General features: G+C 63.8%; 6 protein-coding genes and 2 rRNA genes. 6 read left to right on the top strand and 2 right to left on the bottom strand.

Annotated elements, in window-relative coordinates:
* Positions 1-470 precede the first annotated feature (470 nt).
* The 6 genes from LDO86_RS19120 (at position 471) to LDO86_RS19095 (ending at position 9,843) form a co-directional block, all read left to right on the top strand.
* Positions 471-3,599 (top strand): 23S ribosomal RNA (locus LDO86_RS19120).
* Between the two features lie 174 nt (positions 3,600-3,773).
* Positions 3,774-3,890 (top strand): 5S ribosomal RNA (gene rrf, locus LDO86_RS19115).
* 283 nt (positions 3,891-4,173) lie between these two features.
* Positions 4,174-4,458, top strand: coding sequence for an HU family DNA-binding protein (locus LDO86_RS19110; RefSeq protein WP_011693739.1), 285 nt, complete (start codon positions 4,174-4,176; stop codon positions 4,456-4,458).
* 163 nt (positions 4,459-4,621) lie between these two features.
* Positions 4,622-6,799, top strand: coding sequence for a cytochrome c oxidase assembly protein (locus LDO86_RS19105; protein WP_223993002.1), 2,178 nt, complete (start codon positions 4,622-4,624; stop codon positions 6,797-6,799).
* Positions 6,799-8,805 carry an NHL domain-containing thioredoxin family protein gene (locus LDO86_RS19100; RefSeq protein ID WP_224084156.1) on the top strand — a complete coding sequence of 669 codons (2,007 nt, stop codon included), beginning with the start codon at positions 6,799-6,801 and terminating at the stop codon, positions 8,803-8,805. The genes LDO86_RS19105 and LDO86_RS19100 overlap by 1 nt, the downstream gene beginning before the upstream one ends.
* Before the next feature lie 168 nt (positions 8,806-8,973).
* On the top strand, positions 8,974-9,843 hold the full coding sequence (locus LDO86_RS19095) for a type IV toxin-antitoxin system AbiEi family antitoxin domain-containing protein (protein WP_018772076.1): 870 nt from the start codon (positions 8,974-8,976) through the stop codon (positions 9,841-9,843).
* Between the two features lie 57 nt (positions 9,844-9,900).
* Here the strand turns inward: LDO86_RS19095 and LDO86_RS19090 are convergent, their stop codons facing one another.
* Positions 9,901-10,893 (bottom strand): hypothetical protein, encoded by a 993-nt coding sequence (locus LDO86_RS19090; protein ID WP_196804800.1) that lies wholly within the window; start codon positions 10,891-10,893, stop codon positions 9,901-9,903.
* 167 nt (positions 10,894-11,060) lie between these two features.
* Positions 11,061-12,833, bottom strand: a complete 1,773-nt coding sequence (locus LDO86_RS19085) for a helicase HerA-like domain-containing protein (protein ID WP_018772074.1) — start codon at positions 12,831-12,833, stop codon at positions 11,061-11,063.
* Positions 12,834-12,868 lie beyond the last annotated feature (35 nt).

Raw genomic sequence — 12,868 nt, 5'->3', positions numbered from 1 at the left:
TGGGGGGTTGTCAGGAAGCAAGCCCGCAGCATGGACGATTGTTCCGTGGCGGGTGCTCATGGGTGGAATATCAACAAATAGGTGCCTGGTGGCACGGACTGGTGTGGTTAGTACGAATGTTTTGTTCTTCTCTTCGGGGGAGGGCGGGTGTTCTGGAACGCGGCTGGTTTGGGTTGCTGGGTAGTGTTTGGCACACTGTTGGGTCCTGAGGCAACAGGGCCGGGGGGTTTTCCCTTCGGGTTTGTTTGTTTCTGGTTTCCCTGCCGTGACGTTCCGTGCGCCTGTTTGGGTGTGTGGGGTGTGTGGTGTGGGGTTGTTGTTTGAGAACTACATAGTGGACGCGAGCATCTTGTATAAGAAGCAATTTCCAAGATTAATGAACCTGGATCTGGCTGCGCTGTTGATGCCCTTTGGGTGTTGGGGTGTGGTTGGTTTCTGTGGTTCTCTCGAGAAATGTTTTTGATCTTTGTGGTCAAGTTTTTAAGAGCACACGGTGGATGCCTTGGCATTAGGAGCCGAAGAAGGACGTAGGAATCTGCGATAAGCCTGGGGGAGTCGATAACCGGACTGTGATCCCAGGGTGTCCGAATGGGGAAACCCCGCCGAGCGCGCGAGTGACTCGGTGACCCGTACCTGAACACATAGGGTGCGTGGGGGGAACGCGGGGAAGTGAAACATCTCAGTACCCGCAGGAAGAGAAAACAATAGTGATTCCGTTAGTAGTGGCGAGCGAACGCGGATCAGGCTAAACCGTTCCATGTGTGATAGCCGGCGGGCGTTGCATGGTCGGGGTTGTGGGACTTTCCATACCAGTTCTGCCGGGCTGGTGGGGTGTGATGTGCGCGCATAGGTGAACGGTTTTGAAAGGCCGGCCAGAGAGGGTGTTAGTCCCGTAACCGTAATGTGTTTGTACCGCCTGTGAGAGTATCCCAAGTAGTACGGGGCCCGAGAAATCCCGTGCGAATCTGTCAGGACCACCTGATAAGCCTAAATACTCCCTAATGACCGATAGCGGACCAGTACCGTGAGGGAAAGGTGAAAAGTACCCCGGGAGGGGAGTGAAACAGTACCTGAAACCGTGTGCTTACAATCCGTCGGAGCCAGTCTGATTCTGGTGACGGCGTGCCTTTTGAAGAATGAGCCTGCGAGTTAGTGTTACGTCGCGAGGTTAACCCGTGTGGGGCAGCCGTAGCGAAAGCGAGTCTGAATAGGGCGTGTGAGTGGCGTGATCTAGACCCGAAGCGAAGTGATCTACCCATGGCCAGGTTGAAGCGACGGTAAGACGTCGTGGAGGACCGAACCCACTTCAGTTGAAAATGGAGGGGATGAGCTGTGGGTAGGGGTGAAAGGCCAATCAAACTTCGTGATAGCTGGTTCTCCCCGAAATGCATTTAGGTGCAGCGTTGCGTGTTTCTTGCTGGAGGTAGAGCTACTGGATGGCTAATGGGCCCTACAAGGTTACTGACGTCAGCCAAACTCCGAATGCCGGTAAGTGAGAGCGCAGCAGTGAGACTGTGGGGGATAAGCTTCATAGTCGAGAGGGAAACAGCCCAGACCACCAACTAAGGCCCCTAAGCGTGTGCTAAGTGGGAAAGGATGTGGAGTTGCCCAGACAACCAGGAGGTTGGCTTAGAAGCAGCCACCCTTAAAAGAGTGCGTAATAGCTCACTGGTCAAGTGATTCCGCGCCGACAATGTAGCGGGGCTCAAGTACACCGCCGAAGTTGTGGCATTCACATTTTAGCTAAGCCCTTGTGGTTCAGGCGTGTGGATGGGTAGGGGAGCGTCGTGTGGGCGGTGAAGTCGCGGTGTAAACCAGCGGTGGAGCCTACACGAGTGAGAATGCAGGCATGAGTAGCGAAAGACGGGTGAGAAACCCGTCCGCCGAATGATCAAGGGTTCCAGGGTCAAGCTAATCTGCCCTGGGTAAGTCGGGACCTAAGGCGAGGCCGACAGGCGTAGTCGATGGACAACGGGTTGATATTCCCGTACCGGCGAAAAACCGCCCATGCTGAGCGGGGGATACTAACTGCCCGAAGCCTGCCCGAGCGCCCTTGTGGTGTGAGGGTTTTGGTGGAGCGCAGGACCTGATCCCGGGAGGCAAGCGTATTAACAGGTGTGACGCAGGAAGGTAGCCGAGCCGGGCGATGGTTGTCCCGGTCTAAGGATGTAGGGCGAGTGGTAGGCAAATCCGCCACTCATGGTGCCTGAGATCTGATGGGACCCCCGTTTGGGGGGATTTGGTGATCCTATGCTGCCGAGAAAAGCATCGACGCGAGGTTTTAGCCGCCCGTACCCCAAACCGACACAGGTGATCAGGTAGAGAATACCAAGGCGATCGAGAGAATTATGGTTAAGGAACTCGGCAAAATGCCCCCGTAACTTCGGGAGAAGGGGGGCCCCAACCTTGATACACCCTTGCGGTGTGGAGGGGATCGGGGCCGCAGAGACCAGGGGGAAGCGACTGTTTACTAAAAACACAGGTCCGTGCGAAGTCGCAAGACGATGTATACGGACTGACTCCTGCCCGGTGCTGGAAGGTTAAGAGGACCGGTTAGCCGCAAGGCGAAGCTGAGAATTTAAGCCCCAGTAAACGGCGGTGGTAACTATAACCATCCTAAGGTAGCGAAATTCCTTGTCGGGTAAGTTCCGACCTGCACGAATGGAGTAACGACTTCCCCGCTGTCTCAACCATAAACTCGGCGAAATTGCAGTACGAGTAAAGATGCTCGTTACGCGCAGCAGGACGGAAAGACCCCGAGACCTTTACTATAGTTTGGTATTGGTGTTCGGAGTGGCTTGTGTAGGATAGGTGGGAGACGTTGAAGCCCGGACGCCAGTTCGGGTGGAGTCATCGTTGAAATACCACTCTGGTCACTTTGGACATCTAACTTCGGCCCGTAATCCGGGTCAGGGACAGTGCCTGATGGGTAGTTTAACTGGGGCGGTTGCCTCCTAAAAAGTAACGGAGGCGCCCAAAGGTTCCCTCAGCCTGGTTGGCAATCAGGTGTCGAGTGTAAGTGCACAAGGGAGCTTGACTGTGAGAGAGACATCTCGAGCAGGGACGAAAGTCGGGACTAGTGATCCGGCGGTACATTGTGGAATGGCCGTCGCTCAACGGATAAAAGGTACCTCGGGGATAACAGGCTGATCTTGCCCAAGAGTCCATATCGACGGCATGGTTTGGCACCTCGATGTCGGCTCGTCGCATCCTGGGGCTGGAGTAGGTCCCAAGGGTTGGGCTGTTCGCCCATTAAAGCGGTACGCGAGCTGGGTTTAGAACGTCGTGAGACAGTTCGGTCCCTATCCGCTGCGCGCGCAGGAAATTTGAGAAGGGCTGTCCTTAGTACGAGAGGACCGGGACGGACGAACCTCTGGTGTGTCAGTTGTACTGCCAAGTGCACCGCTGATTAGCTACGTTCGGATGGGATAACCGCTGAAAGCATCTAAGCGGGAAGCTCGCTTCGAGATGAGATTTCCATACACCCTCGGGTGTGAGAGGCCCCCAGCCAGACCACTGGGTTGATAGGCCGGATGTGGAAGCGAGGACTAACGACTCGTGAAGCTGACCGGTACTAATAGGCCAACAACTTACACCACACAGATACATACAAACTCTGCTTGCGTCCACTATGTGGTTCCCAACCAACAACCCCCCCAACACACGGGGTTGTCACGGCACGGAACCACCACAACTGAATAACAACACCACAATGTTGTAACCACCAGACTTCCCACCCCCGAACAAAACACCGGGCGGGCGGGTACAAGGGTTACGGCGGTCATAGCGTGGGGGAAACGCCCGGTCCCATTCCGAACCCGGAAGCTAAGACCCACAGCGCCGATGGTACTGCACCCGGGAGGGTGTGGGAGAGTAGGTCACCGCCGGACACACATTGGTCGAGGCCCCAACCACCAGGTTGGGGCCTCCCACATTTAACCCCAACTCCCCTTCATGGAACCGGACGCGGCGTCCCAGGAAACCCGGCAGGAAGCGCAAAGCCTTCCTCCAAGGGCTGAAAATGGGCCCCGGAATCGGTGATTAACCTCAAAAAGTCGCGGAAACACGCGGAATTTGCGGACCGGAAGCGCCCAAGCTGGTAAGTTTTCGGACAGTGGCTTGTGCGCATGCCGCGTGCAGGCTCCAGAATCAGAATCGTCCAGGAGGACATAAATGGCTAAGAACCGTAGTGAACTTGTTGCAGAGGTAGCAGGCAAGGCCGGCACCAGCCAGGCTGCCGTCAACTCCGTCCTCGATGCACTGTTCGAGGTTTTCGAGACTTCTGTCGCCGCGGGCGAGAAGATCACCATCCCGGGCTGGCTCGCCGTCGAGCGCACTGACCGTGCAGCACGCACCGGCCGCAACCCGCAGACCGGCGAAACCATCCAGATCGCAGCAGGCCACAGCGTCAAGCTGACCGCCGGCTCCAAGCTGAAGGCTGCAGTCTCCAAGAAGTAAAGCTTGTCCCTCCCGGCATGCAGCCGGCTGGAACAAGGAGCGGCAACCCATCGGGTTGCCGCTCCTTTGCTTTAACGGCCCGGCTCCAACTGCTCACCGGCTCCAACTGCTCACTGGCATACAACCCGGATTCGCGGCGCAGGCAGGCGTAGCGGACAATGGAATGGTGTCTTCCGCCGCAACTCCACGTTCCACCGCGCCCCAGTCCGATCCTGGCAAGGGAGCTGCGGTCCGGGACGCCGGAAGCCGGGGGATCCCCGTGCCCTGGCAGCTTGCAGGCCTGGCGGCACTCTTCCTGGCCCTTGCAGCAGCACTGATCTTCTCCGGCGCTGCAGCGGCGCGCAGCGTCGCCGACCCCGGCGCCCTGGTGCGGTGGGGCCTGCCCGTCAGCAAGGCAATCCATAACGTCTCCCTGGCGACCGTCGTCGGAGGCCTGATCTTCGCCGTCGGCATCCTCCCCAAAAACCTGAACCCCCGGAACAGTGCCGTGCGGGGCCGGGACCGGGAAACTCCACCAGCCGGAGGTGCGCCCGAACATCCCGCCTTCACCCGCGTGCTCGCTGTGGCGGCCGTCGCGGGCGCCGTGTGGACCTTGTCCGCCATCGCAGTCCTGGTGCTCACCTATGCCGACGTGGCAGGGCAGGGGCTGTCCGGCGATCCCGCGTTCACCCAGGCCCTGGTGTACTTCATGACGGACATCGAGACGGGCCGGGCATGGCTTGCCGTCATCATCATTGCCGCCGTGGTGACCACCGCGCTGTTCGGCGTCAGGTCCCTGGGCGGCCTCGCCCTGACCCTCATCCTGGCCCTCATCGGCCTGGTCCCCACCGCCCTGATCGGACACTCGTCGAGCTCTTCGGACCACGAGGGCGCCATCAACTCACTCGGCCTGCACCTGGTGGGCGTGAGCACCTGGGTGGGCGGCATCATCATCCTGGCCCTGCTGTCCGGGATCCTCACGGGGTCCAAGGCCGGGGCAGCCACGGATATCACCGAACCCACGCTCCGGCGGTTCTCCACCCTGGCCGGCTTCGCGTTCGTGCTGGTCTTCGCCTCGGGCATCATCAACGCCAGCATCCGCGTCACCAGTTGGCATGATCTCTTCGGCTCGGCGTACGGCCAGCTGATCCTGGCCAAGACTGCCGCCGCGGTGGTCCTGGGCGGCATCGGCTTCATGCACCGGCAGTGGGTCATCCCGCAGCTGGGCCGCAAGGGCTCCACCCTGTCCTCGCGGTGGGTCCTCTGGCAGCTGGTGCTGGCTGAGCTGCTGGTCATGGGTGCCACCTCGGGCATCGCCGTGGCCCTGGGCCGCTCGGCGCCGCCGCAGCCAACGGAAGTGGCGGCCAATGCCTCGCCCGCCTTCATCCTCAGCGGCTACGAGCTGCCCCCGGAGCTGACGCCCGAACGCTGGTTGACCGAGTGGCGGCTGGACTGGCTCTGGGTGGGCGTGGCCCTCTTCGGCCTGGCCACCTACTTCCTGGGCGTGGCCAAGGTCCGCCGCCGGGGCGATTCCTGGCAGTGGTTCCGGTCCCTGAACTGGGTCATCGGCCTGGTGGTCCTGACGTTCATCACGTCCGGGCCGCCGTCGGTCTATGGCCGCGTCCTGTTCTCCGCGCACATGGTGGACCATATGGCCCTGACCATGGTTGCCCCGATCTTCCTGGTGCTGGGCGCCCCCGTGACCCTGGCCCTGCGTGCGCTGCCCGCCCGCGGGGACGGCTCACGCGGGATGCGCGAATGGCTGCTGGTCTTCGTCCATTCGAAGTTCTCGCAGCTGGTCACCCACCCGCTGTTCGCCGCTGCCAACTTCGCCGGCTCGATCGTGCTGTTCTACTACTCGGACCTGTTTGGCTTCGCCATGCGCGAGCATGTGGGCCACGAACTGATGAACCTGCACTTCCTGCTCACCGGGTACATCTTTGTGCTCAGCATGATCGGCACGGACCCGCTGCCGCGCCGTGCGCCGTACCCCATGCGGCTGCTCCTGCTGCTGGCCACCATGGGCTTCCATGCCTTCTTCGGGGTCTCCATCATGGGCGGCACCGGGCTGCTGGCCGCGGACTACTTCGGCAACCTTGGCCGCGCCTGGGGACCGTCGGCCCTCGTCGACCAGCAGACCGGGGGCGCGGTGGCCTGGGGCATCGGTGAGGTGCCAACGCTGCTGGTGGCGATCGGCGTCGCCATCATGTGGTCCAGGTCCGACCAGCGGGAGACCAAACGCGTGGACCGCGCGGCGGACAGGAATAACGACGCCGATCTGACCGCTTACAACGATATGTTTGCCAAATTGGCCGAACGCGACGCCAAGCTGGCTGAACGCAACAAGCTGGAAGGACGCTGATGAGCGAAACCGTACGCACGCATGCCCGGGTCCGGGCCTCCGAACTGGTAGGCCGCAACTGGCTGAACACCGGCGGCAAGACCCTGGACCTGGAGGCCCTGCGCGGCAAGATCGTGCTGCTGGACTTCTGGACCTTCTGCTGCATCAACTGCCTGCACGTCCTGGACGAGCTGCGGCCGCTGGAGGAGCAGTACTCCGATGTCCTGGTGACGGTGGGCGTCCACTCGCCCAAGTTCGAGCACGAGGCGGACCCGGTGGCGCTGGCCGCGGCCGTGGAGCGGTACGAGATCCACCACCCCGTCCTGGACGATCCAGAGCTGGACACCTGGAAGGCCTACACCGCCCGTGCCTGGCCCACCCTGGTGGTCATCGACCCCGAGGGCTACATCGTGGCGCACCTCTCCGGCGAGGGCCACGCGGACGGGCTCGCCGTGCTGATCCCCGAGCTCATCGCCGAACACGAAGCCAAGGGCACCCTCCACCGTGGCTCCGGCCCGTACGTGGCGCCCGAGGCAACCTCCGGCACCCTTCGCTTCCCCGGCAAGGCGCTGTTCCTGCCCGCCGGCCGCGGGTCTGCTTCAGGGGCAGCGTCCGACGGCGGCACGTCCGCAGGTGCCCCGACGTCCGGCACCTGGCTGGTCACCGACACCGGCCACCACCGGCTGGTGGAACTGGACACCGACTTCCACACGGTGCTGGCAACCTTTGGCTCGGGCACCAAGGGCTATGCCGACGGTCCCGCCGCCGGTGACACGGCCACCGCCCAGTTCAACGAACCCCAGGGCCTGGTCCTGCTGCCGGAAGATGTGGCAGCCAAGGTGGGCTACGACGTCGTAATTGCTGACTCCGTCAACCACCGGCTGCGCGGACTGTCGCTCACGGACGGCAAGGCGTCCACGCTGGCCGGCAACGGGATCCAACGCCTGCTGGAGACCGGCCCCGCCCGCGTGGACGAGGACGCCGCGGGGTTCACGGGCAAGCTGAGCGAGCACCCGCTCGAAGTCTCCCTGAGCTCTCCCTGGGACGTGGTGTGGTCACGGAAGCTGAACGCCGTGGTGGTCGCGATGGCCGGTACGCACCAGATCTTCAGCTTCGACCCTGTGGGCGGCGAAGTGGACATCATCGCGGGCAACGGGCTTGAGGGCCTGCTGGACGGCGCCGCGCACGAATCCTGGTTCGCCCAGCCCTCAGGCGTGGCCGAGGACGCCGACGGCAACATCTGGGTGGCCGATTCGGAGACCTCCGCACTGCGGAAGCTGGTGGTTGACGATTCCGGGAAGGTCACCGTGGAGTCTGCAGTAGGCAAGGGCCTGTTCGACTTCGGCTTCCGCGACGGCCCGGCCGCCGACGCACGCCTGCAGCACCCGCTGGGCGTGACCGTCCTGCCCGACGGCTCCGTGGCGATCGCGGACACCTACAACGGTGCCGTCCGCCGCTACGACCCCGCATCCGGCACCGTGTCCACCCTGGCACGAGGTTTGGCCGAGCCCTCCGACGTGATCGTGGACCACACCCACTCGGCCGGTTCCGAGCCCCTGCTGGTAGTGGTGGAGGCCAACAAGCACCAGATCGTCTACGTGCCCATTCCCAAGGAAGCACAGCAGGTGGATGAGGGCGCATCCCAGACCCACCGGCCCAAGAGCCCGGTGGCGCCCGGCGCGCTGGACCTGACCGTCCGCTTCACGGCGCCCACGGGGCAGAAGCTCGACGACCGCTGGGGCGACCCCACCCAGCTGAAGATCTCGTCCACGCCTCCCGGGCTGCTGGTCTCCGGCGGCGGAACCTCCGTGGGACTGCAGCGCACCCTGGAGCTGTCCCCGGACGTGCCCGAGGGCGTGCTGCACATTACCGCCCGCGCCGCGGCCTGCGACGGCCCCGAGACCGAGGACGGCGAGATCCCCGACCACGCCGCCTGCCACCTGTACCAGCAGGACTGGGGCATCCCCGTGGTCCTGCAGGACGATGGTGACACGGAACTGGTCCTGGACCTGCGCGGAATGGACTGACCCTCCGCTGGTTTTGATGAACGGGCCCGGTTTTCAGGGCGTCGTGCCCTGAAGACCGGGCCAGTCCTGTCTCTGCTCCCCGAAAACTGGGCCAGTCTGGACGCGCCGTTGTCCACATAGCCTCCGTTACTTCTGCCGCAGGCCAGGGCAGGCAGGCATTGTGGCCTCATGGACCCTACAGAGATCCTCAGGTCGGCCGGGGGAGTACTGCTGCGGCGTGACGTGCTGGCCGCAGGGGCTACGGAAACGGCGCTTCGGCGGGCGGTCCGGAGCGGCCAGGTGGTACGCCTGGAGCGGGGCGTCTTGGCCGTTGCAGGCGCTGATCCGGAGCTGATGGCTGCCGGCAGGGCCCGCGGTCTCCTGACATGTGCCTCCGCAGCCCCGAAATACGGCCTATGGCAGCTGCGTTCCGCCGCGACGCCCCATTACTGGCACAGCAATGGGCGGAGTGCAGCCCGATGTGTCAGCCACAGGCTTCCCCTGACCCAGCAGCCGCAGCACAGGACGCTTGCAGCACTGCCCGACGTCCTGCTCCACGCGCTGCTGTGCCTGCCGGAACTCGAATCCGTGGTCATGGTGGAATGCGCTTATAACCGCGGAGACATTGAGCCCGGCCATCTCTTCCGCCTCTTGGATGGCAATCGATGCGGCAAGGCGCGGCAGGTTCTGTCCAAGGTTGATCGTGGCGCGGACTCCCTCCTGGAAACCCTGGCCCGGGTGCTGTTCAGGGATGCCGGGATAGCCACGGAGACGCAAGTGTGGATCGAGGGAATAGGACGTGTGGACTTCCTCCTGGAGGGATTCCTCATCGTCGAGATCGATGGAATCGCCTTCCACATGGAGCCACGGCAATACAAGAAGGACCGCCGCAGGGATAACGCCGCAATACGTCGGGGCCTGCCCGTGCTCAGATTCTTCTACGACGATGTGGTTTACGCGCCGGAGTCCGTCTTGGCGCAGGTGAGGGAGGTGCTGGCGCGGGGTTCGCTGCGGTGGCCGCAGCCGAACCAGCCCAGTTTTCGACAGGACTGGGTCTAAAACTCCAGGCAGCACGTCAACTATGGGACCAAAACTGGGCCACTTTGGATGCAGGGCCTAGAAGCTCAGCATCGGGGTGACCTTGACGGTGTCGCCGGAGACGTCCAGGCGGGTGGTGAAGCTGAAGTCCACCTCTGCGTCCAGCGGGTACCAGGCCCCGGTGAACGAGTTCTGCTGGAGCGCCTCCACCTTGGCCTTGCCGTCCAGGGGCGCCACCACCCAGCGGCCGTCGAACGGCTCCACTGATACACCCGGGTACTTGGTCACGGTCCACCGGATGGTGCCGTCCTGGACCCTGTTGTTGCTGGTGTAGTAGAAGGGGCAGTCCGGCTGGAGCTTCTGTTCCTTGACGGCCTCCGCCGCGCAGCCGTCCAGGAACTCCCGGATCTTGGCTGCAACGTCGTTCTTCAGCTTGTCCGTGGCCTGGGTCAACAGGTTGAGGGGCGCCACCGGGGCGTCCTTGGAGGTGACGGTGGCCCTGGTGGCGGGTGCCGAGAAGTACTGTCCGTCCAGGGACGCCTCGTATTCGCCCGGGTAGAACACGGCAAAGGAGTTGCGGCCGTTGGGCATATTGACCGGGACGCCGTTGACGTCAGCCTCGTTGCCGTTGACCACGGTGATATCAACGGTGGGCAGCCGGGACGGGACAAACGCCCAGGTGTTGAAGAACAGCCACTCGGTGCCGGTCTTCTGCAGGAGGAAGTCAGTGTGCAGCCGGCTGCCGTCGATGGTGTACTCCAGGGGCACCGTGACCTGGTTGTTCGGACGTTCCTCAGGGTCGCCGATCTTGATGTTCGCTACACGGGACGCCGCCGTCTGCAGCCCGGGGCCATCCAGCATTGCAGCATTGCTGGGCGGGACCGCGGCCCGCAGGAGTCCGAGTGCACGCCCGCCGTCTCCGCTCCTCAAAGCATCCAGGTATTCCCGTACCGGCTGCTGCGGGCTGGCCACGGTGTTGTTCACAACGTTGATGGCCACGATGGCTCCGGCAATGGCAAGCATGAGGCCCAGCAGCCATCCGGCCGCGATCCTCACCAACGCTTGACTCATCTGCACGTTCCTTACAGTAACGGCAGTGCGGACGCACACTAAAGTTGGCGTCCCCCCTATCTTGCCGGGCAACACCCGGTTAATGCCCGACGGCGGGTGGCCGGGCCGGCATTGACACGAGCCTTGGCGGTTCCCGGGACACCCGTTGCAGGGTGGGCGCGGCAAGGTCAGCGGCGGCGGCGCCGGGACGATGTGCCGAACACGCCGCGGAGCAGTTCGCGCCCCAATTGGGTGCCCATGGACCGTGCCATGCTCTTGAGTCCGCCGCCCAGGGCGCCGCCGAGCACTCCGCCGAGGTCGCCCATCATGCCGCCCGGTTGCGGCTCGGGCTCCCGCGACTGCGGCTGCCGGGACCGCGGTGCGCGCGGAGCCTTTGTCCGCCGTGGCGTTTCACTCGCCTCCCCGTCCTCCGCGCCGCCGTACTGGGGTTCAGGATCCTGCGTGGGAACCGGGGCCTGCGGCGGCCTGCTGCTGGGCCGGCCCAGGATTTCCTCCTCGATCCGGCGGGCTTCGGCGTCCACGTCGTAGCCGGCGGGCGCCGCAGGTTCCCCGGCCGGGGTGTCGGCCGCCGGACCCGTGGGCGCGGCCGCCTTGCGGGTGAGCTTTTCGTAGGCGGAGGGGTTGTCCACCGCTGTTCCGTACTTGCCCAGCAGCGCGGAACCGGCCACCGTGCTGCGCACCAGGGTCTCCTCGCTGGGGCCCATCAAGGACTCGGGTGCCCGGAGCCGGGTGAGGGCCACCGGCGTGGGCGCGCCCTTTTCGTTCATGACGGTAATGACGGCCTCGCCGATACCCGCTGAGGTGAGGGTCTCTTCGAGGTCGTAGTCGCTGACCGGGAACGTGGACACCGTGGCTTTGAGTGCCTTGGCGTCCTCGGGGGTGAACGCACGGAGGGCGTGCTGCACCCGGTTGGCCAGCTGGCCCAGGACATCGGCGGGGACGTCCTTGGGTGTCTGGGTGACGAAGAAGATGCCCACCCCCTTGGACCGGATGAGCCGGACGGTGGTGGTGATGGCGTCCAGGAAGGCCTTGCTGGCCCCGTTGAACAGCAGGTGGGCCTCGTCCAGGAAGAACACGAGTTTGGGCTTGTCCAGGTCGCCGGCCTCCGGAAGGTCCTCGAACAGGTCCGCCAGCAGCCACATCAGGAAGGTGGAGAACAGCATGGGCTTGGTCTGCAGGGTGGGCAGCTCCAGGCAAGTGACCACGCCGCGGCCGTCGGGGGCGGTGCGCAGCAGCTCGGCGGTATCGAACTCCGGCTCACCGAAGAACTTTTCCAGCCCCTGCGCCTCGAGGCCCACCAGTTCGCGGAGGATCACCCCGGCGGTCGCCTTGGACAGCCCGCCCAGTTCCTCCAGCTGGTCCTTGCCCTCGTCCGAGGTGAGGAACTGGATGACGGCGCGGAGGTCCTTGAGGTCGATCAGCTCCAGGCCGTTCTTGTCCGCAAAATAGAACACCAGCTGCAGGCTCGATTCCTGCGTGTCGTTCAGTTCCATGATGCGCGAGAGCAGGATGGGCCCGAACGAGGACACGGTGGCGCGCACAGGAACACCGTTGCCGTCCCCGCCCAGCGCCAGGAACTCCACCGGAAACGCCTTGCCCTGCCACGGCTGGCCGATGCTTTGCGTGCGTGCGGTGAGCTTGTCGCTGCCGGCGGCGCCAGTCGCCAGGCCGGAAAGGTCGCCCTTGATGTCGGCCAGGAAGACGGGGACGCCGGCCGTGGACAGCTGTTCGGCCATCATGTGCAGGGTGACGGTCTTGCCCGTTCCGGTGGCGCCGGCCACCAGCCCGTGCCTGTTCATCATGGCCAGCGGCAGCCGCACCGGCGCGTCCTTGTGGAGCTCGCCGTCGATGATGGCGGCCCCCAGCTCGATGGTGGCGCCTTCGAGCGTGTAGCCCTTCTGGATGGTGGCAAGCTTCTCTGCTGTGGTTTTGGAGGCCATGGCGCCAGCATAACCGCGGCGGCCCCGGATGGGGC

The sequence above is a fragment of the Arthrobacter sp. StoSoilB19 genome, from assembly GCF_019977275.1.
Taxonomy (GTDB): Bacteria; Actinomycetota; Actinomycetes; order Actinomycetales; family Micrococcaceae; genus Arthrobacter.
This window is presented reverse-complemented; position numbering and strand designations above follow the sequence as displayed.

Bases quoted from the DNA above. Each gene is read 5' to 3' on its own strand.
- LDO86_RS19090 (WP_196804800.1), bottom strand. From the start codon at position 10,893: ATGAGTCAAGCGTTGGTGAGGATCGCGGCCGGATGGCTGCTGGGCCTC.
- LDO86_RS19100 (WP_224084156.1), top strand. From the start codon at position 6,799: ATGAGCGAAACCGTACGCACGCATGCCCGGGTCCGGGCCTCCGAACTG.
- LDO86_RS19095 (WP_018772076.1), top strand. From the start codon at position 8,974: ATGGACCCTACAGAGATCCTCAGGTCGGCCGGGGGAGTACTGCTGCGG.
- LDO86_RS19085 (WP_018772074.1), bottom strand. From the start codon at position 12,833: ATGGCCTCCAAAACCACAGCAGAGAAGCTTGCCACCATCCAGAAGGGC.
- LDO86_RS19105 (WP_223993002.1), top strand. From the start codon at position 4,622: ATGGTGTCTTCCGCCGCAACTCCACGTTCCACCGCGCCCCAGTCCGAT.
- LDO86_RS19110 (WP_011693739.1), top strand. From the start codon at position 4,174: ATGGCTAAGAACCGTAGTGAACTTGTTGCAGAGGTAGCAGGCAAGGCC.